This window comes from Staphylococcus sp. SM3655 (assembly GCF_016917315.1).
GTDB classification, from domain to species: Bacteria; Bacillota; Bacilli; order Staphylococcales; family Staphylococcaceae; genus Staphylococcus; species Staphylococcus aureus.
This window is the reverse complement of record NZ_CP070305.1, coordinates 1,469,788-1,491,870: the sequence shown is the minus strand read 5'-3', so window position 1 is coordinate 1,491,870 and position 22,083 is coordinate 1,469,788. Positions and strand designations below refer to the sequence as shown.

At 31.5% G+C, this 22,083-nt stretch carries 19 protein-coding genes and 1 pseudogene; 1 reads left to right on the top strand and 19 read right to left on the bottom strand.

Going from position 1 to position 22,083, the window contains the following annotated elements:
- Positions 1 to 13: 13 nt before the first annotated feature.
- The 6 genes and pseudogenes from JQN76_RS07320 to graX all read right to left on the bottom strand — a co-directional run bounded on the left by JQN76_RS07320 (position 14) and on the right by graX (position 6,787).
- On the bottom strand, positions 14 to 631 hold the full coding sequence (locus JQN76_RS07320) for a DUF47 domain-containing protein (protein ID WP_000491755.1): 618 nt from the start codon (positions 629 to 631) through the stop codon (positions 14 to 16).
- Between the two features lie 724 nt (positions 632 to 1,355).
- Entirely contained in the window at positions 1,356 to 3,245 is a 1,890-nt protein-coding gene (gene vraG / locus JQN76_RS07315) for an ABC transporter permease VraG (RefSeq protein ID WP_000143612.1), read from the bottom strand.
- Positions 3,235 to 3,997: pseudogene (gene vraF / locus JQN76_RS07310) on the bottom strand (ABC transporter ATP-binding protein VraF). The gene vraG and the pseudogene vraF overlap by 11 nt, the downstream one beginning before the upstream one ends.
- Before the next feature lie 143 nt (positions 3,998 to 4,140).
- Positions 4,141 to 5,181 carry a histidine kinase GraS/ApsS gene (gene graS / locus JQN76_RS07305; RefSeq protein WP_001061262.1) on the bottom strand — a complete coding sequence of 347 codons (1,041 nt, stop codon included), beginning with the start codon at positions 5,179 to 5,181 and terminating at the stop codon, positions 4,141 to 4,143.
- Positions 5,174 to 5,848: a response regulator transcription factor GraR/ApsR gene (graR, locus tag JQN76_RS07300; protein WP_001166505.1), complete on the bottom strand. Its 675-nt coding sequence runs from the start codon at positions 5,846 to 5,848 to the stop codon at positions 5,174 to 5,176. Before graR ends, graS begins: the two co-directional genes overlap by 8 nt.
- A gap of 15 nt (positions 5,849 to 5,863) precedes the next feature.
- On the bottom strand, positions 5,864 to 6,787 hold the full coding sequence (gene graX / locus JQN76_RS07295) for an auxiliary protein GraX/ApsX (protein ID WP_000802955.1): 924 nt from the start codon (positions 6,785 to 6,787) through the stop codon (positions 5,864 to 5,866).
- Positions 6,788 to 6,899: 112 nt separating this feature from the next.
- Here graX and JQN76_RS07290 point away from each other — a divergent pair, with 112 nt between their 5' ends.
- Positions 6,900 to 7,406 (top strand): GNAT family N-acetyltransferase, encoded by a 507-nt coding sequence (locus JQN76_RS07290; protein WP_000940129.1) that lies wholly within the window; start codon positions 6,900 to 6,902, stop codon positions 7,404 to 7,406.
- 208 nt (positions 7,407 to 7,614) lie between these two features.
- Here JQN76_RS07290 and JQN76_RS07285 read toward each other — a convergent pair whose 3' ends face one another.
- The 13 genes from JQN76_RS07285 to JQN76_RS07225 form a co-directional block, all read right to left on the bottom strand.
- A complete protein-coding gene (locus tag JQN76_RS07285; protein ID WP_000198504.1) occupies positions 7,615 to 8,043 on the bottom strand; it encodes a hypothetical protein in 429 nt (142 codons plus the stop codon).
- A 328-nt stretch (positions 8,044 to 8,371) separates the two neighbouring features.
- Positions 8,372 to 9,415, bottom strand: a complete 1,044-nt coding sequence (locus JQN76_RS07280) for an alpha/beta hydrolase (RefSeq protein WP_001030771.1) — start codon at positions 9,413 to 9,415, stop codon at positions 8,372 to 8,374.
- 150 nt (positions 9,416 to 9,565) lie between these two features.
- A complete protein-coding gene (locus tag JQN76_RS07275; protein WP_000980137.1) occupies positions 9,566 to 10,633 on the bottom strand; it encodes a YkvI family membrane protein in 1,068 nt (355 codons plus the stop codon).
- 456 nt (positions 10,634 to 11,089) lie between these two features.
- Positions 11,090 to 11,587 carry a hypothetical protein gene (locus tag JQN76_RS07270; protein WP_001164085.1) on the bottom strand — a complete coding sequence of 166 codons (498 nt, stop codon included), beginning with the start codon at positions 11,585 to 11,587 and terminating at the stop codon, positions 11,090 to 11,092.
- Positions 11,588 to 11,702: 115 nt separating this feature from the next.
- The gene (gene dhaM / locus JQN76_RS07265) at positions 11,703 to 12,065 is read right to left on the bottom strand and encodes a dihydroxyacetone kinase phosphoryl donor subunit DhaM (RefSeq protein ID WP_001124167.1); all 363 of its coding nucleotides are present in this window, start codon (positions 12,063 to 12,065) and stop codon (positions 11,703 to 11,705) included.
- The gene (dhaL, locus tag JQN76_RS07260; RefSeq protein WP_000867209.1) at positions 12,058 to 12,642 is read right to left on the bottom strand and encodes a dihydroxyacetone kinase subunit DhaL; all 585 of its coding nucleotides are present in this window, start codon (positions 12,640 to 12,642) and stop codon (positions 12,058 to 12,060) included. The genes dhaM and dhaL overlap by 8 nt, the downstream gene beginning before the upstream one ends.
- Before the next feature lie 41 nt (positions 12,643 to 12,683).
- Positions 12,684 to 13,652, bottom strand: coding sequence for a dihydroxyacetone kinase subunit DhaK (gene dhaK / locus JQN76_RS07255; RefSeq protein ID WP_000976265.1), 969 nt, complete (start codon positions 13,650 to 13,652; stop codon positions 12,684 to 12,686).
- A gap of 233 nt (positions 13,653 to 13,885) precedes the next feature.
- Positions 13,886 to 14,902 carry a FecCD family ABC transporter permease gene (locus tag JQN76_RS07250; RefSeq protein ID WP_000625893.1) on the bottom strand — a complete coding sequence of 339 codons (1,017 nt, stop codon included), beginning with the start codon at positions 14,900 to 14,902 and terminating at the stop codon, positions 13,886 to 13,888.
- Positions 14,899 to 15,903 carry a FecCD family ABC transporter permease gene (locus tag JQN76_RS07245; protein ID WP_000184749.1) on the bottom strand — a complete coding sequence of 335 codons (1,005 nt, stop codon included), beginning with the start codon at positions 15,901 to 15,903 and terminating at the stop codon, positions 14,899 to 14,901. Before JQN76_RS07245 ends, JQN76_RS07250 begins: the two co-directional genes overlap by 4 nt.
- A 35-nt stretch (positions 15,904 to 15,938) precedes the next feature.
- Complete coding sequence (locus tag JQN76_RS07240) at positions 15,939 to 16,736, bottom strand: ABC transporter ATP-binding protein (protein WP_001080809.1); 798 nt, start codon at positions 16,734 to 16,736, stop codon at positions 15,939 to 15,941.
- Positions 16,737 to 17,017: 281 nt separating this feature from the next.
- Complete coding sequence (locus JQN76_RS07235; RefSeq protein ID WP_001044662.1) at positions 17,018 to 17,851, bottom strand: YitT family protein; 834 nt, start codon at positions 17,849 to 17,851, stop codon at positions 17,018 to 17,020.
- 524 nt (positions 17,852 to 18,375) lie between these two features.
- Entirely contained in the window at positions 18,376 to 19,605 is a 1,230-nt protein-coding gene (locus JQN76_RS07230; protein ID WP_000479279.1) for a NupC/NupG family nucleoside CNT transporter, read from the bottom strand.
- A gap of 356 nt (positions 19,606 to 19,961) precedes the next feature.
- Positions 19,962 to 21,689 carry an ABC transporter ATP-binding protein gene (locus tag JQN76_RS07225; RefSeq protein ID WP_000817956.1) on the bottom strand — a complete coding sequence of 576 codons (1,728 nt, stop codon included), beginning with the start codon at positions 21,687 to 21,689 and terminating at the stop codon, positions 19,962 to 19,964.
- Positions 21,690 to 22,083 lie beyond the last annotated feature (394 nt).

Sequence of the window (22,083 nt, the reverse complement as noted above, 5' to 3'; positions counted from 1 at the left end):
ATATATACTCCCCTTAGCTATTTTTCATAATAATAGTTTCAAAATTATTTGCTACGATTTGACATTTATCAGCGATTTCTTCCATGCTTTCATAAATATCTTTTATTTTAATTAAAGTGATTGGATCTGTTTCGCTATTGAAAATATGTTTAATTGACTGTCTTAAAATACCATCACAGTTTGTTTCAAATTCTTTAATATTAATTGAATGAATACGCATATGTGATAATTTTTTATCGACTAATAAGCCGACAGCAAGTTTCATTTCTGCAACTGCTTTTTGAATGTTATCAACAAACTCAGCCATATATTCATCTGTGTATTCGATTGAATACATTTCAAACATAGCTGCCGTTTCTTCAATTGCATCTAAAACATCATCAATTGCATCACATAATGATAAAATATCTTCACGTTCAATTGGTGTGATAAATGTTTGATTTAAATCAGTAATTACTTGATGTACTAATTCGTCACCATGTGACTCATAAGTTTTAATGTTGTCTGAGTATGCTTTTAAATCTAAATGTGTATTGAAATCCATTTTACCGAATTCAATAGCAGCACGATCCAGATTGAAAACCATCTCTTCTAATTGAACCATAAACTTATCTTTTTTCTTACTAAACATTTAAAATCCTCCATTTAAGCGATTGTCACCAATCACATTCAGTTATAATTTGTTTCAAATTAAGACAAGTGAATTTACAAACTAATGATACAAATTTGTTATTATCAATCGTCAGTATAATTTTAGTGTACTGATATTAATTTCAAAAATGCCTCACAGTAAACAATTTACTGTATTTGCCCTTATATGAAAATAGCACAAAATTTACAATCCCACAATTCAATTTACAAATTTTTAACAATTCCGAAACTTAACTTTTACATAAAATTTAAATAGTAGTAGGCATTTGTTTTGAAAAAGTTATTGTATAGGCGATTTTTTATCTATACAACTCTAAAAATTGTAAATGGATATAGTTGGGAAATTTGCAACGATACAATATTTATTACATAACTTTTACATATTAAAATACACTTATCTTGTTTAAAACGATCATTGACTCATATATCTCTCAATGAATATACTTTTATTTTCTCACATTTAATACAATTTACAAAGTTGAATCCTGTTAATCTTTTCAATTAAAAGCATCACCAATTAAATATATTTCATTCAAAACACTTTCATAATCACTCATACCTTTACTTCATTATTAATATGGTATTTTAACCCAGTATTCAACTATACATGCTAAAAATATAACTTCTCTTCATTTATAATAAAAAGCTTCCAGTATAGTTCGTGAATCCGAATCCACTACTCTACTGAAAGCCATCTGTATATTTTATATGGAATGTCTAATTGTTCGCTTGGAATGATTATAAGCCGTCACTGCAAAAACAGCATACATACAAATGTATAATCCCATTACTATGAAAACCGGTATTTGATTCGTTGTACCCATTAATTTCATATATGCTAATGATGTAAAATATGCATGTGATAGTGCAATAACTAAAGGTAACCCAAAATTAAACATAATTTTAAACTTTAGTCCCCTTGCCATATCTTTTTGTGTAAATCCAAGCTTTCTCAAAATACTATAATTCTCTAACTCATCTTCGGTTTCATCTATTTGCTTTATGTATATAATGCAACATACAGCAATCAAGAATGTAATACCTAAAAATGATGTTACAAATAATAATATTCCGGTTAAACTTGATATTGAGCTTATCGCTTCACTTCTTGTTTCAATAGATTTATCAACTTTATTTTTCGCTTTTTCTAATGCTAAAGCATCTTTTTTATGTTTCAAATCGAATCCAAATTGAGAGACGATATGCTTTGCCTTTGTATACTTTCTTATTTCTTGATAGTCTTTATCATTTAAGACAAACGTTGGTCCACCTAAATCAACATCTGTCATAAAATAGATTTTATTAATATCTTTACGTAACTTAATATTAACATGATGTTTTTTCGTTCCTATAATTGCTTTACCATGCTTCTTATGTTTCACTAAATCTTTGATAGAACCTTCCGCTACAAATAAATCAGCTTGCCCACGTTTCAAATCAGTATTAGGGATGTATTTATCACTAGTAATTGTTACATTGTATGGTTCTTTCGCTTTTACATCAAATAAATTATCTTTATACAATTTCGTATGAATTACTTCTTTATAATTATAAAAATGAGGAATTTTTTGATTGTTTAATTCACTTGCTAACTGATTAGCTTTTTGTTGGTCTTTAATTGTAACGTCGTGTGGTGCAGTATATTTTATTTCACTTGATAAGGACGCTCTACTTATAGCAGCAAAGCAAAGAACTGAAACAGTAATCGCTGAAATGATTGCCATGACCGTAAGTGAAAAAGCATTTTTCTTAATACGATACATAATAGATGATGAGAACATGACATCATTTACACTTATAACACCTTTTCTAAACTTCTTCACCATTTTAAAAACTAGAGAAACAGAGCTTTTAAAAAATAAGTATGCCCCAATCACAGTTGACAATAAAATAAACATAAGTATACCGATAGAATCATAATATTGAACAATGTTCAAAGATAGATAGTATCCTGTGGTAATCAATACTATACCTAAGATGCCTAAAACAACCTCTTCAAATGTAATTTTATTATGATTTGTTTCTTTAACCTGGTTATTCTTTGACATCTGTGAAATAGATTGTTTGAACACTAATATAAAATTTTGAGCAGAGGTTAAAAAATAAGCGACACCGATTAACATTAATGTTTCAAATACCGCCCTCAAACTAAAAATAATTGGAACCTTTTCTTTAATTCCTAATAATGTAAAGACAATCATTAATAACAGTTTTGAACCAAAAATACCAATAATAATACCTAATATTGCCGTAATTATAAATATTAGTAATTGTTCGAGCATTAGTATATAAATAATGTTGAATTTAGATAAACCTAATGTTTGATATAATGCAAGCTCATAACTTCGTCGTTTAATAAATAACACATTGGCATATAACAAAAATGCAATTATGATGAAAAATAGAAAGTAGCTTCCGACTTGTGAGCCTTCCTTAATAATTGGATATGACTCTGTCATGTTTAGTTTATGCGCGTATTTTAATGCTACAAAGCTAAAATACAATACTACACTCGTAATTAATGAAAAAAGATAGATGGCATAATGTGATAAATTTTGACGAAAATTTTTAAATATTATCTCGTTAAAGGTCATAATTAACGCCACCTAAAACACTTTGTACACGTATTATTTCTTTGAAAAAGGTATGTTTATCGTCATCCCCTTGGTATAATTCAGTGAAAATTTGACCATCTTTTAGCATCACTACTCGATTGGCATAACTTGCTGCAACAGGATCATGCGTTACCATAATAATTGTAGACTTAAATGCTTCATTCATTCTTGTTAATCGTTTTAATAAATCTTGAGTACTTTTAGAATCCAGTGCACCTGTTGGTTCGTCAGCAAATATAAATAGAAGGTAATGTAATAAACGCTCTTGCAGCAGATGTTCGTTGTCTTTGTCCACCAGACAATTCAGAAGGGTATTTATCACTAATATCCAATATATTTAATGCTTCTGCTACTTTTTCATAACGATTTAACATATGTTCTTTATCTAACTTCTGAACCGTTAGTGGTAACATTATGTTTTCTTTAACAGTCAATGTATGCAGTAAATTATACTCTTGAAAAATAAACCCAATATCATGCTTGCGTATATCAGATAATTCCTTGTTTGAAAGCTTTTCTAATTTTTTTCCTTTTAATGTAATAGAACCTTGTGAAATATAATCAATTGAACTTAAAACATTTAATAATGTCGTTTTCCCAGATCCAGAGGGACCCATAATAGCAATAAACTCGCCTTCTTCAATAGACATATTGATATCTCGCAACACTTCTTGTGCCATTTTTTTAGTTCCATATATTTTTGTTAATTGTTTTACTTCTAAAATTGCCACTTTAACACTCCTATAATTTATCTTAACTTCATTTCCTTTAGGCTTTGGCACTTGTATCTTCAATTTAACATATGACTAACATCTATCTTATTATAACGTTGAAGCTGCATTGATGTATCAATTCTAAGTAACAAAACGCATGTTTAAAATGACAAATTTGTCACTTCCGACATGCGTTCAACAATTTCATTTTGTAATGGGAAAATCAATCTGACAGTTGTCCCCTTACCAACAGTCGACGTGACTTGCAGGTGAATACCTAATTGATCCTTTACACTATTTACTAAATATAGACCCATACCTGAAGACGTCGTTTCATTTCTGTTAGCCGTTGACGTAAATCCTCGTTCAAATATTCGCGGCATATCTTTTTTACTAATACCTCTGCCATAGTCTTTAATATATAACGAAACATGTTGATCATTTAATTCTGTCCCAATTTCAATATTAAAATTCTCACTATATTTCAATGCGTTTGACAAAATCTGTCTAATAATCATACGGCACCATTTTATATCTGTATAAACATAATCATCCACTTTAAAGTCAACATCAAAACCAATACCTTTAACCTGACTAATATGTCTTGTTAATTGTATTTCGTCAATGACCATGCGTTTAAGTGACACGTAATCAAAATACATATCTTTGCGTTGAGATTCTAATCTAGTAATATACAGCTGTGTATCCAGCATCGAGTTTATACGAGACCATTCATATAGTAATGCCTGTTTTCTTTCTTGATTTTTTTCTTGATCAATTAATAATTTCATGGCTGTCACAGGTGTTTTTATGTCGTGCACAAATTCTGTAATGGTTTGTTCATGCATGTTCAATTGTAACTGTTGCTCAACAACCTTTTCTTTGTGCGCTGAGATTTGACGATATAAATAATCAACTGTATGACGTTGAAATGGCGTTTCCGCTAAATCTTTATGTTTAATTTCTTCTATTTCTTTATCTTTGTCAAAATGCTTATATAATTTTACTTCTTTAAAATATGTCAATATAAGAAAAATCATTGTTAAACTTAAATTCAAAGAAACAATATAAAATAAACTGTCTATTGGAAAATCATAATCGATTAGACTAATGCCTAACATAAGCAAGTTTAAAAACAATATCCAAAATATCCAGTTCATGCGAGATTTCAAAAAATAAGCTACCCATTTCAAATTATTCATGAGCCATATATCCTTTTCCTACTTTTGTTTCGATTGCACTATCCATACTAATTTCAGATAATTTTTTTCGTAAACGATTCACATTTACTGTTAACGTATTATCACTAACAAATGCTTCATCATCCCATAATGCAGTGATAATTGTATCTCTCGAAACGATTTGATTTTTTTTGGTAATAAGAATTTCTAATATAATCATTTCTGTTTTGGACAGGAAAATCGTCTGATCACCTTTTTGTATACTATCTTTTGATAGATCAACGACAGCATCTTGCCAAGTCAATGTACGTTTTTCTTCAGCTGTAAACTCATAGACACGACGATAAATCGCTTGTAATTTAGCAATTAATACATTGGTATAGAACGGTTTTTGCATATAATCATCTGCGCCAAGTTCCATACTCATCACTTGATCCATTGGATTATCACGAGATGATAAAAATAATATTGGTACGTTGGAAACTTCTCTCATTTTTCTGCACCAATAAAACCCATCATATTTAGGTAATTGAACATCCAATATAACAATTTCAGGATTAAAACTTTCAAATGTATCCATTACTTTGCCGAAATCTTCAATACCAGCAACATTAAAATCCCATTGTTCTAATTCTTTTTTCAATTCTTGAAACAAAGTATTGTCATCTTCTACTAGTAGTATTTGCATCCATATCACCCAATATCATTTAGTATATTTCATATTTTCTCCTGATTTTAATCGACTTTGAAAATCTTTAATCCGGCAGTCAACTTCAAAGCCATGAATCATCATTTTTTGCATTGGTGCTTGTATAAAGTAATAAATCGGCCAAAATAATCGAGGGATATAATCGTATAGATGTATATAAACGACTGCCGACTCTTTGATTAATCTAAATTCTAACTTCCCTTGATTAACTGTGTATTTTTTCACTAAACTTCCACTCAATAAAATTAAAGTTATTATTCCGTCAGCTGTTTCTTCTATTTTAAATACTGCGAGCGGTCGCACCTTATTCTTAATATATATCTTAAATTGATCATGTGATTTTTCTGTTTTCACAAAAGTTCCTTTAGTGTAACCCATCCATGCAATAAAATGGTTTACAACGTTCTTTAATGTCCATCCCTTTGGTAAAACTACCTTCATCGTTGATCTAACATCATCATACTTTGAAACTTGTAATTCTACATTAACTAAAGAACGTTTAAAAACTAAATTTGTTGTTTCTACAGGTGTGCCATATGCACCTAGGCGTTCAATTGTTTCATTATCATAACGACTCCCAGGTATGTAGATTACTTTTTTTACTTGATTGATAGCCGCTGCTCGACCAAAATTATCTGCTGCGATTAATGTTAAATCTCTTGCTGATGATTGTGTTATTTTGGCAGAATTCTTTGTTGGGTCGATAAAGAATACAGCAATATCTATTTGATTCATTGCTGCAACAACCTGTTCGTAATGAAATATATCACACTGAATCCAAGTCATTTCAACATCATCTGTTTTTTTATTGTCTGGATATTTTGATATAGTAAAAAGTTCAGCATCATTTTCAATCACTTCACTTAAATACTTACCAATATATCCTGTTCCACCTGCTAATAAAACTTTAGGTTTCATCTAAAATACTCCTTTAAACTGTAACCAAAAAACATATTACTCCACCTTTTAGTTACATATATATTATAATAGTAGCAAATGTTTTAAAATTTCAAAATACTGGAGGCTTTTTATGGCCCATATTATACGTAGAGTTAGTATCAAAGATGTAGAAAATTTCATTTCAATGTTAGCGAAAATATACGACGAATCTCCGTATATGTTCTACACACCAGGAGAATATGATCCTAGCGTCACATCGGCTAGTAAACAATTAGAAGAATATATCACTTCTCCACATAAAGTCATCTTTGTTGCTGAAAGTGATGAACAACTCGTTGGCTTTGCCTTTGTTAATACGACACCATTTCAACGCATTAAACATGTTGCTAAAATTGATTTAGGTGTAAAGAAATTATATCAACATCGTGGAATTGGCCAAGCACTTCTTGATGCCATTATGGCTTGGTGTTTAAACAATCAAATACACCGAATTGAAGCAAATGTACCACTCAATAACCAACCTGCCCTCGAGCTTTTTAAAAGTGCCGATTTTCAAATCGAAGGCGTTTTAAAAGATAAGTTATTTATCGATGGTAAATATTACGATGACTATATGATGGCTAAAATTCTTAATTAAAGCTATTTTATCATAATCTTGTATCAGAATCGCATAACAACGAATTTAATGGTTACCTAATACATTACTCATACTTATCAATGTCATCTAATCTTAAATGAATGCGTATACTCTTATTCATTTATCAAATTTAAATTCAAAATAAAGCACCACTAATGTGTAATTGATCAACTATCAACTACGATTAGTGGTGCTTTATATATGTTGTTTAGTTTTCCTTACTATAAAAATCTTCGAGTCTAAAATCTATATCCGGTAATTTTTCATATATCTTATCCTGATACTGATTGTTTTGATTGTAAGCTTCTTCAGTAATTAACCTACCTTTACGCTTAATTCCATAATCTTGTACGAATAAATTATTATTTCTATTTATTTTGTAATACGGTACAACATTCGCACTAAATTTTACTCGTTGATGAATAAGTTCCATTGCCAATGCATAGTATTTATTTGTCTCATATAACCATAAATGATCTATTGATACACCTGAAACAAATACATCTTTTAATAATATCCTTACATTCGGCTTAAATGTGCTATGTCTATCTAAATAATTTTTAAACAAAACACGTTGTATACGTCCAGTAACCATAACGCGTTTATTTTTAAATGGTTTTAATGCTGACCTTGTCATTCCCTTTCACAACCTTATTTCAAATCACTTCGTGCTCAATCTATATTTTAATTTTTCTTTTGAATTCTTTTCAATTTATAAATTTATTATATCATGTACACACTGTTTTTCGACAATTTAGTTGTAAAAAGTTATTTTCAGGTTCAAAACAAATTAGTTTGTAAAATAAATGTCACATCATAATAGGGTGAGATAGAAATGATAAAGAACCGCTAACAATTTATTATATCTCAGACTCTTACACATTAGCCCCACATGTTTTAAATTCTTCGTTTTCAATTTGAAGATCTTAAATGTTGCTTAAGTAATAAATTACTACTGTTTATCATTAGTTTAAAGGATTTAACGGTAATTCATTACTCGGATTTTCTATTTGTGGTTTCTCTTCAGTTTGAATACCACTAGAAGATGTATTACGACTTAAGAAAAGTAACACTTTTTTGATATTATCTATCGATTCTGGTTTATTAAGGTGAAATTGATACTGATGATGTAAATGATGCGTACCATCATAAAACAAAGTATCTACTGGTACATTCAATTCTTGTAATTTCTTACTGAATTCTATATTTTGACTTTCGAATGGATCGCTATCTCCAACAGATAAAAATGTTGGTGGATAATTTTTTGTCGATTGTTTTACTGTCGACATTTGTGAAATGTTTTTAAAACTCTTTTCCCAATCTTCTTCGCCAGTATAACTTTTCATAAATAACTGTATTCTTGGAAACTCAGTTTCTCTAACTGTTTGCATATTATAAAAACCACCAAATAGTATAGCACCTTTAATTTGCGATGGTTTGAATGACTGATCAAATTTCATGGCTTCTCTTAAGCGATCATTCGTCTGTATTGCCGTAAATTGGCTAGCTAATTGAGCACCTGCAGAATCACCGCCAATAATTACTTGATTAAAATCAATAGGTAAATTCATTTTATTTTCTTTAATGAATTGAGTTGCTTGATTCATTTGAATTAATGGTGTGGGATATTTATATTGTGGCGCCAATGCATAATTTACATTCACAACAATGTACCCTTGTTCAGCAATTTTCGCTAATAATGGGTTTTTATACTGCTTATCACCCGCAATATAACCACCACCGTGCATCCAAAAAATAACTGGCAGTTTGGCATTAGAAGACATATCAACAGGTGTAATAATATCTAATTTACTGTTAGGGAAAACTCTATTGTATGTAAGGTTTTGATAAATGCGCACATTTTTATTTTTAATATTAATTTTGTCTTTATTAGCATGGTTCTCATTTGTAATTTGGTCATAATGTTGTTTCAGATGAAATGCTAACAATACACTGATTACAGTTATAAAAAGCGCAGTTATCATCGTCCATTTATTATCTTTATTCATTACATCGTACCTCTCTATTTGTTAGACGCTCATATTAATAGACTGAATAAATATAAAAAGCAATTCGCCCGATAAGAGTAGAGACGAATTGCTTTTAAGGTTAAAACAAAGTGATTCAATTGTAAAGTTTCGGATATCCCTCATATGATATTAAGCAATATGTTTTTTATCCGCATTTTTACGTTTGAAATATTTAATAATTACAGCTACTACAATAAATAAGCCTACATATCCCATAATTGTATATAACTTATTAATTAATTCAGCAAATCCTACGAAACTTAATAAATAACCTGCTACCATCATTATAATAATAAAGATATGATAATTTTTACTGTATGGTTCTGTAAAACGTGCTGCAAATGAATACATTAGTCCTAGAATAGTATTATACATAACCGCCAGCATAATAACAGATAACACTGTTGCTATTAAAGGATGGATATTATTTGCTAACGTCAATGTAGGAATTGAGGCATTTTTAATAGTTGGATATTCACTTTGCAATGCAAAGTTGATCAATGCTAGTAATACAGTATAGATAATACCACCATACATCGCGCCTGCACCTGACACTGTACGCTTTTCAGTATCCCCACCGATTGCTACGATGGTACTAAAACCTACAGAAAAAGCTAATCCACCATATATTGTACCAAACCAGATTCCCTTCCAAATACTTGCTTCAGGCACTACTTGGTTAACTTCTGCTAATGAAACATGACCTTTAAATAAATAAACGCCAGCGATTAATACAACTAAAACAATTAAAAATGGTGTAACGATACCTAGTGCACGTACTATTTTATTAAAGTCTAATAGCAACGTAATATAAATCGCTAATGTCATAATTAAAGCACCTAGCCATGTAGGTATGTTATAACTTTCTTCAAATGTTGCGCCTGCACCAGCTATCATGGTTACAGCTATACCAAATAAGAAGAAGATTAAAATATAATCAAAGACTTTACTAAACTTTTCACCGAATACGTATTGTAATGTTGATTCATGATTTGTCGCTTCAAAGGCAGTACCAATTTTTGCTACTTGGCGCCCAATAAAAGCTAAAATAAAACCAGATATAATAACACCTAAATAAGCCCACAAGCCATATTTAGTGAAAAATTGCATAACTTCTTGTCCAGTTGAAAATCCTGCGCCCACTACAATGCCGACGTAGGCAAATCCAATTTTTGTTGCTTCTTTATTCATCATCATGTGAATAATAGACCTCCTTAATTTTGCACAGTGTGCATTATAACGTACTGAAAATTAATTGCAAGTCGCATAGGTTATTTTTCACTTTTTCAAAATTGCTCAATCCATTCACATTATCACGTTCAATGACATTTAAAAAAATTATAAATTTATGCTTTTATAATGCAGTCATACGAACTTTTGTATAGGAAAAATGATTAATTATTGTGCTTCTTGAATTTCGTATATTTAGTTAAATTTCGAAGAATACATATCAAAATTTCTCAGTTAACAAGGTTTAAACCATCTATCGTATGTTCTTTATTAAAATGTATAAATTTATAAAATGTTGTATAAAAACCATTTGTGCACACAAGTATACTTCGTTAGTTTTTAAGTATTAAAAAAGGCTGGAACATATGTCCCAACCCAACCAAATGTTAAAACTATTATTAAGCTAATATAATTGAAATGTAATTAACGTGCATTACGTTGGTGTAATTCATTTATATCAACAACAACGTTGTCCATACGTTTGGCAGTGTCTTTTAAGACGTTACGAGCAACATTATTATTAGGATCTAATTTTAAAATTTGCTTGGCGATATCAAAAGCCTTCTTATCTGAAATAACAGGTGTTGGTATCGCATGCAATAATAACATTTGTAACAAACTTTTAACTTCTTTGCCGTCAGTAAGTTTTATGGAAGCGTCTGCATGATAATAAGCAGAATCCAAAGCACCTTCATATTCACTTAGTGGATACACAAGCAATAAAAATGCTAAGTCATGCATTTCAGATGATTCTTCGTACTTAATCATATCTAAAATACATGTATAAAACATCATACTTTCTACTTCATGCGCACTTGAAATATATGCTTCTTCAAATTCCATAAAATCTGTTTCGGACATCAATTGTCGTACTAAATCAAACTCGCCATTCAATACATGTTTTTTTATAAGGTGTTGCATGGCAATGTCCTCCTATTTCTCCAGATTTTATTAAACATTTACATATATACTATCATATTTTTTATAAAGTTTCATTTGAAAAAGGTTTACATTTTTCATTATTAGTAAATTTTAACTAAAATGATTGTTTGATTTCTGCTAATGCATCATCAATTGAACCGCCGATTGATAGCTTTACTGCTGCGATAAAACTGCCTTCAACAATTGGTGCATCAACTTTTAACACACGATGATTACCATCATACATTTCAATTGCCATATCTACATTCATTTCTGAAGATCCAATATCGTAAAAACACAATGCATCATCCTCTAATTTAGTCAAAACTTCTTGGATGATATCAAATGAAGTTCCAATTGAACCATCTGGTAATCCCCCGATTGGTATAATATCAACGTCACCTGCCATTTGCTTTAACAAAGATTTTGTACCACTTGCAATTTCTTTACTGTGGCTAACAAGTATAATTTTAGGCATTATCTTCATCTCCAATCAAAGCGTTTAAAATATAAACCATACTTTGAGCACCTGGATCAATATAACCTTTTGATTCTTCTCCAAAATATGCAGCTCTACCTTTCGTTGCTACCATATCTTTTGTATTATCTGCTAATTGCTGTAAATCATTGAATGTTAAAGTTTCACCATTTTCAAGCTTCTCTGCTGCTCGCGCTACTACATCATACATTGTCTTTTCATTTAAAGTAACTTTACCACGTGATTCAACCGCTTCGGCAAATGCCTGAATTAGTGTAATGAAATCTTGATTATCCATATCATCTTTGGTGACTGCAGACATTTTAACAAAGCTAAAGCCATACAGTGGTCCTGATGCACCCCCAACATTTGACATCAATGCCATACCAGTCGATTTGAACAATGATTGCATTGAGCTATCATCAAGTTTGTCTTTAAGACTACTAAACCCACGAACCATGTTAACCCCGTGGTCACCATCACCAATTGCTCGATCTAATTCAGTTAATTCAGATTCATTTTTTTTAAACGTTTCTTCTAAATTTAATAAACGTGCTTTCATATCATTCACTTTCATTTGTGCCACCTCATAAATGTATATTTATTCATATTCACTTCTTATTTAAAGTATTGACTTGTTGTTGGTGCTAAAAATGCTTCCAAATATTCTGGTTTATTAGGCACGATAGTTATAGAAAAACCTTGCATGTCTAAAGATGTCATATAATTACCAACAAACCATTTAGCAACATTAACTGTTCTTGCAGCTAAATTTTGTTGAATATATTTAGTTATGATATTTAATTCAGATAACGGCGTACCACCCATACCATTTACCATTAATATGACATCATTGGCAGTAACTTCTTTATACAATTCGTCTAACAATGTTCCAACAATATGATCAATATCTTTTACTTCTTCCCTATGAATACCTTTTTCACCATGTATACCAATACCGATTTCCATTTTGTCGTCTTCAATATCAAAGCCATATTTTCCAGTAGTTGGAACAAGCGGTGGCTCAATTGCCATACCAATACTTTTAATTTCAGGTAACAACGCTTCTACACGCGATTTTATCTCTGTTAATGAATAACCTTTTTCAGCAAGATAACCAGCAAGCTTATGAACAAACACTGTTCCTGCAACACCACGACGTTGTGCTTCGTTTGTCACAGCAATGTCGTCACGAACAATAACAGTTTGAACATTTATACCTTCCATTTCTGCAAGCTCTTGTGCCATTTCGAAATTCATCACGTCACCTGCATAGTTTTTTACAACTAGTAATACACCATCACCAGTATCTACTGCTTTAATAGCTTCTAATATTTTATCAGGTGTAGGTGATGTAAATACTTCGCCACAAACCGCTGCATCTAGCATACCTTCTGCAACAAAACCGGCATGCGCAGGTTCATGTCCGCTTCCACCTCCAGAGACTATTGCTACACCATGTTCTTTCTTAGCTTTTTTTACAATAACTGTATTAGCAATCAGATCTAACTCTGGGTGCGCAATTAACAATCCTTCAAGCATATCAGTTAAAAATGTTTCTTTTTTATTGATTAACTTTTTCATCATGTTGTACCTCCTTGGTATTATCAGTCATAGTATAAAACAGAATAAATGAATGCGCTATCATAAAGAATTAACCTGATACCGTTATCAAATATATTTTTGATAAGATCCTCTTGATAACTTAATGGTTCATTATTGAAAAAATAAATAGTCTTGAGTGGCTCATTAAATAAAAAATGCTATGAAAAGCCTTATAATAAAGTGCCTTTCATAGCAATAAGTTGTGTCCTTTGACACTATACATTTTTCGTTTTGTACATTAAATATAAGAAATACGGTGCACCAATAATTGCTACGACAATACCTGCTGGAACCCCACCTGGTTGTAATACAATTTTGCCAATTGTATCAGCTATAACAAGTAAACATGCCCCTACTAAAATGGCAATTGGTAAAAACAACTGGTGACGTGGTCCAACGATACGTTTGGCAATATGCGGACCCATTAATCCGATAAACGAAATTGAACCTGCTACTGCTACAGCAGCAGATGATAACATCACTGCGATAAAGAATAATATTAGACGTTCTCTGCTTAACCTTACACCTAGACCTCGTGCAATATTATCACCCGTATGAATAATATTTAGTGTATTCGATTTAAATAGTAAGTAAGGAATAATAATCAACACCCACGGTAAAAATGCAATGACAAATGGCCATTCGTCACCCCAAATATTACCTGCAAACCAAGCAGCGATGAAATCAGATTGCTTATCATCAAATTTTGACATAATTGTAATTGAGCCACCATATAATGCTGTTTGTAAACCTACACCTATTAATACCATACTCGCAGGTGTAACACCTTCATTTTTATTAAAACTGAAAATAAAAATAATCAATGCAGTGGTGATACCACCTAGTATACTTATTAACGGCAGTACATAAACAAAGTTGTCAGCATTAATTTTACCAATTGCAATAAATAATGCGATTGCAAATCCGCCACCTGCGTTAATACCTAATATACCGGGTTCAGCTATTGGATTTTTCGTGACACTTTGCACTATTGCACCACTAATACTAAGCGCTGCGCCTGCCAAAATAGTAATCATCATCCGAGGTAATCTGAAATCTAATAAGATTAACTCATCAATGGCATCACCTTGTCCAATTAAAGTTTTGAAAAATCTTTCAACAGGTATGTTGTATTCACCTGAGGTAATACTCCAAGTACAACCTAGAAATAGTAGAATGCTAAAAACAGCCAGTGCAATCCATTGTCTGCGTTTATTATTTGAACTAATCATATTGAGCGTCCTCCTTTTTTAACTAAATATAAAAAGTAAGGAACACCGATAAATGAAATGATTGCACCAACAGGCGCTTCTCCTAAATATCGTGCTATCACATCGGCAACAAGCACGAGTATCCCACCTAACAAGGCTGTTAATGGTAGAATTTTAGCATAATCAGTTCCAATTAAAAATCTTGCTATATGAGGTACCATCAAACCTACAAATGCAACTTGTCCAGCGATAGCAACTGCAATACCTGCTAGAATCATAGCAATAATTAAACATATGCCTCTGATCATTGTTACATTTTGACCTAAACCTTTAGCTAATGATTCACCAAGATTTAAAATGGTAAGTTGTTTACTAATTGTTAATATAATGAATAACGCAATACCAATTAATGGAATTGCCCACTTAAGGTGTGACCATGTTGTGCCTGAAACGCCTCCAGCAGTCCAAAATGTTACTGTTTGATTTAGTCTAAAAGCTAATGCAATACCTTGACTTAGCGCTGTTAACATAGCACTTACTGCTGCACCCGCTAAAATAATACGCATCGGATTAAATCCATCACGTCTAGATCGGCCTATCATTAATACAATAGCACCTCCTAGAATAGCACCTAAAAATCCAGCAAACATCAATATTAAAAATGAAGTGTTTGGTAAAACTGCATATGTTAATGCTAAAGCAAATGAAGCACCTGAATTTAAACCTATGAGAGCCGGATCAGCAAGACTATTACGGGTAACACCTTGTATAATCGCACCAGAAACTGCAAGCGCCATACCCACAATTACTGCTGCTATATTTCTGGGAATCCTAATCTCATTGATGATGTTTTGCTGTTGATTGCTAGGATTATAATTAAAAATAGCCTCTATAATTGTAGAGGCTTGAATTTTGGCGTCACCTATTAATGTAGAAATAAATAGTGTGATTAGTAGTATCATACTTAAACCTATAATATAGGATAAAAACTTCAATGGCGTTGGGTTCTCTCTATTTGTCATGTTAATTGTCCTTTTTATCATATTAACTTACTTAATTAAGAATAAGCTCTGCGACATAAGTCATAAGTTACCAGTAAAGGTTTTCCAGTTTTAGGATCTTTACTTAAAACAACATCAATATTAAAAACTTTTTCTAATATTTCCTGTGTTAATACGTCTTCTGTTGAACCTGTAGCGATGATATCTCCTTCTTTCATCGCAATAAGATGATCTGAGAAACGAATCGCTTGGTTGATATCATGAAGAACCATGACAATTGTACAACCTTGTTCCTGATTTAGCTTCTGAACTAATTCTAGTATTTCTAATTGATGACAGATATCTAAATATGTTGTTGGTTCGTCTAAAAAGATAATATCAGTTCTTTGTGCTAATGCCATTGCAATCCAAACACGTTGTCTTTGACCACCACTTAAATCATTGATTGAACGGTGTCGGAATGTATCAGTTCCTGTAACTTCCATTGCCCAATCAATTTCTTTCTTATCCTCAGCAGTTAATCTACCAAATCCTTTTTGATGTGGAAAACGACCATATGAAACTAATTCCCCAACAGTTAAGCCATCTGCTACTTCAGGTGATTGAGGTAAAATGGCTATTTTTTTTGCAATCTCTTTCGTAGATTGTGTATGAATATTTTCACCATCTAAAAATACTTCGCCTTCTTTAACTGCCAATAAACGTGACAATGCCTTTAGCAAAGTAGATTTCCCGCAGCCGTTAGGACCAATGATTGACGTCACTTTGCCATCTGGTATTTCAACATCTAATTTATTTATAATCGTGTTATCCCCGTAACCAATTTTAACTTGTTGTCCATGCAAACGATTCATAATTTCCCTACTTTCAATAAAATTCTTTCTGTTTATAAAAAATAATTTCTATTTTTAAATTATCAATTTTCAAAGGCATCCCAATTGATAATGATTATCATGAACATCATTATAACATTTTTCAATCTTATTGACTAACATTACTTTTTAAATTGGATAGCTCGATTTGTCATGTCTTGTATATTACTTTTATAAAATAAAAAACGCCCACAGATAAGTCTTCATAGTTCAAAAACTTGTCCGTGGACTTCTATTTAAGTATGTGTGCTCATACCATTTATTTATTCATCTGCAAGAAAGCCATTACCATAGACATCTCTTACATCATGAATTACGAGGAATGCATCTTTATCGATTTGTTTAATTAATCGCTTTGCTTTTGAAACTTGTGTTTTAGAAATAACAACGTATAAGACATCTTTTTCTTCACGCGTATAATAGCCATGTCCGTTTAAAATAGTTAAACCTCTTCCAATTTGCTCGTCTATTGCTTTGGCAAGTTTGTCGGGATTAGTTGAAATAATCGTCATAGCTTTTTTAGTGTTTAAACCTTCTATGACATATTCCATCACTTTTGTTCCTATATAAAGTGATATTACTGTTACTAATACTTTATCAAGTGGAATAACTGTAAGTGAAATTGCAACAACGATCATATCGAAGAAAAGCAAAGCATATGGCGTGCTTACATCGAGGTATTTCGTTGCAATTCTCGCCAAAATTGTTGTACCTGCTGTTGTACCGCCTGCAAGGATAATTACTCCGATTCCTAGTCCAACGCTTACACCACCAAAAATGGCATTCACAATGCTGTTTCCAGTTTCTACTTGCCATGATTCTGTTAAACTCAAAAATATTGAAATAAGAATTGTTACAAGAATAGTTAAGTACATACTTCTCTTACTCAAAAATTTATAACCTATGGCAATCAATACTGCGTTGACCAAGAAGTTAGTGATGGCTGGTGAAATATGAAACGCATAATATAAAATAATTGCTAAACCTGTAACCCCGCCTTCACCTAAGTTACCAGAAATAATAAATGCATTTACACCTGCAGCAAAGATAAATGAACCTAAGACAACTAGTATTAAATCTTTAACCGTTTTATTCACGAAACCATCCCCTTTATATATTTATTAGACTATAAAAATAGTAGCACAACAAAAATGCTGTCACAACTCTATGGAAAGAGTTCTAACAAAGATTTACTATTTAACTAATTTATATGAAGAATAGCTTTCCCTAATAAATATCACTCACAATATAATAATTAAAAATATTCTGAATTTTTAATTTACTTTCATTTCATTGTCTGCTATAATGTTTTTAACTTATTCAATAGAGAAGTTATCTCCTTTGTGTTGTTTATAATAACAAAACAAATTTTGCTCGAAGTACTATGACTGTACCTAGTCCTTACTGTCATATGTACAATAATATTCATTTCCCATAAAAGCCAAGTGTATTACCATGTGCACTTGGTTTTTATAATGCTTCAATTTCGGTAACTTTAAAAATATTTAAATATCTTTATACCAATAATAAAAAAGTCCAAGCATCTCACCTATATCAATAGACGACTTGCCTGGACATATTTATTAGTTAAAATGTATTATCATAGTCACTCTTCAACATATTACCATGCAAATAAACCAACGAATGCTGCTGTTAATAATGAAACTAGGATACCTGATAATAGCATCATAGGTACATATTTAGATACAAAGTCTGATGTCTTTTTATCAACAATGCCTTTCAATGTACCGATAATCATACCAATCGTTGAGAAGTTTGCAAATGAAATTAAGAATGTTGTAATAACCGCACGATGGTGTGGTGTATAAGATGCAATATCTTTAGAAATTTCACCCATAACAACAAATTCATTTGTAACAATTTTCTTAGCCATTTGTTGTGCTACCAACCACGCTTCATCATAAGGTAAACCGAGTAATAGCGCAAATGGATACATAAACACACCTAAAATTTGGTTTAAACCGAAACTACCTTTTATGCCTATCCATCCTGCTATCAATCCTGTAATCAAATTGATAAAACGATCAAATAGATCAGCTAACGCTACAAAACTAATAACAAATGCGATGATGATTAATACTAATTTACCTGCTGCTAATACAGAATCTCCAAGGAATGAGAAGAATGGTTGACGTTCAACTTCATTGTTTTTAAGACTGTAAATAATATCTTCTTTCTCTTCAACACTTACTGGATTCAACAAGCATGACACAATAATCGCGTTAACGATATTTAGTGGAATTGCCGTTAGTACCAGTTCTCCTGGTACCATTTGTACATACGCACCTACAATAGCTCCGGATACAGAGCTCATTGACATCATTGCGATTGTTAATACACGCATTTCATTCATACGTTTTAGTTGCTCACTTGATACGGCTAATGCTTCAGTATTTCCTAAGAACATCATTTCTATCCCAAAGAATGACTCGAATTTAGGTTGTCTTGTTACTTTAGCTAGTAACCAACCAATACCTCCAATAATTTTCGGTAAAATATTAAAGTACATTAAGATATCAAATAATGGCACTATTAATAATATTGGGAATAAGGCTGCAACAGCCATATCCATCATTTTAACATTTGTCAAACTTGCAAATGCAAAACCTGTACCAGCATGCGCTGACTGAACTACCCAAGCGATACCATTGGCTGCTCCTCTTACTGCTTTTTGACCCCAATCAAAATAAATAAAGAACCATGCTAAAAACAGGTTTAAAACAACTAAGATCCCAATTGATTGCCATTGGATATTTTTGCGATCTCTTGAAAATAATACCGCAATACCAAGAAATACAATTAGACCAATAATGTTGATTAATAAAAACATTTGGCACCCACCTATGATTTAATTTTTTAAAAATTTAGAAACATTGAAATATCAAACTTCTGTACCGTGGACTCTAAAATCAGTTAAATTGCTATGTAAAATATGAAGAATTATGACTCGTGGCTACAGTATTTAATATATGTATGTTTGCTTATAACTTGTATTATACCATGAGCATTTTTTTCTTAAAATATCGATTTCATTAATTTAAGAATTATTATGTCGTAACTTCTCAAATGATTTAAAAAAGACAAAAGCTTGAAGCAATTTATTAACATCTATATCCATCAATGTGCCACACTTTAATTTCCTCGATGGTATATGTGTATTTGCTCCAAGCTTACTTATATATAAAATTAATCTGTTAATTTTTGAGACACTACAAAGTTTTTATACTTCGCATGTGATGCCATCAGTTCTGAATGCGTACCTTTACCTGTTACCTGTCCTTTGTCTAAGAATATAATTTGACCGGCTTTTTTAATCGTAGACAAACGATGCGCAATGACAATCGTTGTTCTACCTTCCATCAATGTTTCTAAAGCTTCTTGAATTTTCAATTCACTTTCACTATCGAGATTAGCTGTTGCTTCATCAAGTAACAAAATATCAGGATTTTTAACAAAACTTCTAGCAATATCAATACGTTGACGTTGTCCGCCAGACAGTTTCAATCCTCGTTCACCTACAAGCGTGTCATATCCTTCATCAAATTGCATGATAAAATCATGACAGTTCGCTAATTTAGCATAATTAATAAGTTCTTCATCTGAAACATGACGATTAATTCCGTATAAAATATTGTCTCTAATTGTACCACTCATCATCGAATTTGATTGCATAACATATCCAATTTTGCGTCGCCACTTAGATAACGGGATATTATAGACACTTTCAAGGCCATATTTAATATCACCTGACTCAATTTCATACATACGTTCTATCAGATTAAATATCGTACTTTTACCAGACCCAGAAGGACCTACAAAAGCACTCACTTGACCTTGTGGGATTTGGAACGACACATCATCTAATATTTTCTTCACATCATATTTAAAGTCTACATGTTCAAATGACAATACACCGTCATCAATTAATACATTTTCAGAATCTTCAAGAGCTTCTGTCGGTTCAATAGGTTCTTGCATGATTTCGTATATTCTACTACTTGCACCGACTGCCTTTTTATAATCTGTAACTAACGTGGAAAGATTGATTAAAGGCATAGATAACTGAATAACATAAAATATCATTGCAATTAATGTACCTGCAGTGATTGCACCAGTCGCAATTTCTAATGCACCAAAACCTAAAATAATTGCAATTGTTAGCAACATAACTATACCTGAAATTGGTTGTACAACTGCCGCAATTTTAGCCTGTTTTAAACCTAATTTATATATTTCATTCAAATTTTTATGTGCATTATCTAATTCAAGACGCTCTGTATTTGATATTTTAACAAGACGCATTTCAGTTAGGACACGCCCTAACAAACCACTGAAGTTTGCAATTTCAGATTGTGTACTTGTCGATATCTTTTGCATAATACGACCTAGAGGAATCATAATTAAAACGAATATCGGTATCGTTATAAATGTTAATAATGTCATTTTCCAATCTAAAATAAATAACATGATTAGTGACCCAACTAATGTAACGATTGATGGTAATAAGTTAGGTAGCTTTTGTGAAATAAATTCATTTATCACTTTCGTATCGTCAGTTAATCGACTCATTAATTGACCACTTTCATTTTTGTCAAAGAATGGCATTTTTAATTGTATGATATGCTCCCATAAAACTGAGCGTATCGCATAAATAATCTTTTCACCAATTTTACTTAATAAATATAAACCTAATCCGCTTAATAAAGCATTGATGACAAAGATACCACCAAATAATGCGATTAGATTCCAATTGATATGGCTCACGGAAAATTTATCTACAATTCGTCCAGTAAACAGTGGCACTAATAGTCCACTTAAGCTCCCTAGTGATGAAATAGTGATAGCTGCAACGATAAGACCCACTGGCCATGATAGTTTTTTAAATAAGAAAAACAATGGATTTTCTCGTTTCATAGTTTTACCTCTTCTGTTTGAAATTTATAGTTAATTCATTTAGATAGATACATGCATTTCTATCATATACTTTCTCCCAACAAAACTTTAAAAATCAAATAAAGTGTTGCCCCAAAATACCGCTCATAACATTTATATGATAGAATATTTCTATTGCATTTTTTGTAATAACTTCTCAAAGTCTTTATATTAAAACATGAAAATTAATCGCTTTTGAGTAAGTTTGCTCTTCGTACAAACATTATAACACCTTTAGCTACACACGTAATATATTTGCATTATTTTTCAAATTAACTGCAGAAAACTTTATTTTCAACAATTTAATTAAGGTGAAGTGAATTAGCAATGATTTCCGTAAGTAGGAATGACCATTGCTTTTAGGGAATATTTAAGA